The organism is Bacillus sp. BPN334 (assembly GCF_008368885.1).
Lineage (GTDB): Bacteria > Bacillota > Bacilli > Bacillales > Bacillaceae_G > Bacillus_A > Bacillus_A wiedmannii.
The window spans coordinates 1-1,571 of sequence record NZ_QOZW01000043.1; the positions used below are offsets into that span (position 1 = coordinate 1).

1 protein-coding gene is annotated in these 1,571 nt (G+C 31.1%); it reads right to left on the reverse strand.

What is annotated here, in order from left to right:
• Positions 1–319 precede the first annotated feature (319 nt).
• The gene (locus tag DN393_RS31105; RefSeq protein WP_149174299.1) at positions 320–1,249 is read right to left on the reverse strand and encodes a DMT family transporter; all 930 of its coding nucleotides are present in this window, start codon (positions 1,247–1,249) and stop codon (positions 320–322) included.
• Between the last annotated feature and the right edge of the window lie 322 nt (positions 1,250–1,571).

Here is a 1,571-nt window from a genome sequence, read left to right on the forward strand (position 1 = left end):
TTCAGTTTTCAAAGAACTACTCGGTCGCTCATTTGCGACTCCCTTATGTTAACATCTTCGTTAGTTAATGTCAACTAAGTTTTTCATTTCGTTTGCCGCGTTCTGCGTTATTGCATCGGCGACTTGTTCTATATTACACCTCTATACTCTAATCGTCAATACCTTTTATTCAATTAATAATAAAAATAATTCCAAAGGTATTTTCCATATGAGTTTCAGTTATTTCATTTCTCTCATTCAATGAAAGTAATGAAAAGGACATCCTATTACATACAAGGCGTCCTTTTCATTAAACACTATATACATACTCTTATAAACTTTAACATTCTTCATTCTCTTTAACATTTCGATCGTCTGATATAAATAAATCAATTAATTTACGTTTATCCGCCCATATCACTCCGAATAAAACTAAGCTACCACCCATTACTATTCTCCACGTCAAAGATTCATTTAATAGAACAATTGAAGCAACAATACTTATTAACGGTAACGCATTTAAATATAATCCACTTACTGATGCCGAGACTGTCTCTAATGCTCTATTCCAAAACCAATACGCTAAAATTGTTGCTCCAATAACAAGATATATTACACTTAGTCCAGCCTTCCACGTTTCAATCTTTGGAAGACCGTAATAAAAAGTTTCTGCCATTGCAAATGGTAATAGAATAACAGCTCCAATAATTAAAGTTAATGTTGTAAAAACCTTGTTTGATAGATATTGTTCTTGTTTTGGTCGTTTCAGCAATACTGTATAGAAAGCAAATAAGAACGTACTTAATAAAATAAGGATATCTCCTATTAAAGATACTTCTTGATCGACATTACTAGATGGAATTGTAATAAGAAGTACTCCGATAGCCCCCAATACAATACCGATCCAATAATTAAGCTGAATTTTTTCTTTCAAAAAGAACGCTGAAAAAAGAATTGTAACTAAAGGTAAAGCAGCATCAATAATACTAACATGCAATCCACTCGTTAAAGAAATACCGTAGGATGTGAACATAAAGTACCCAGCTACACCAGTAAAAGATAGTAAACTCATTCTTTTCCACGGGACTTGTTTATGTACAACTGATCTTTTTAATTGTTTAAATGAGAATAGTAAACAAATTCCACCAGCTAAGAAAAGGCGAATAAATAACAAAGTAAATGGCTGAATAGATTCTAATGCCCACTTTGTTGGCGCGATGGCTGTCCCCCATAATATAACAGCCGCTAATAACATGCATATTTCTTTCATAATCCCCCACACCCATCAAAAAATATATGTTAACTATCTTAATTATAGATTTTTTCTTATGTAAAATCCTTTAAAAATGAAAAACCGTTATATGAAAAACAACTAAATAGCTATTTTCCACATAACGGTTTCATATAAAAAGTAAAATATTTTAGTCATTCCACGACTCAATTAATACAAAAAGGTAATTATTACCTTAAACTAATATTTAAATGTATTACTTTATCACCTTTTACGACATTATCGCTCAAATTTTAGTTTAGACAGTCCCTATTTCATCTTTTTTCCTCTTTAAGATTACTAAATTTATGGATTATGACAT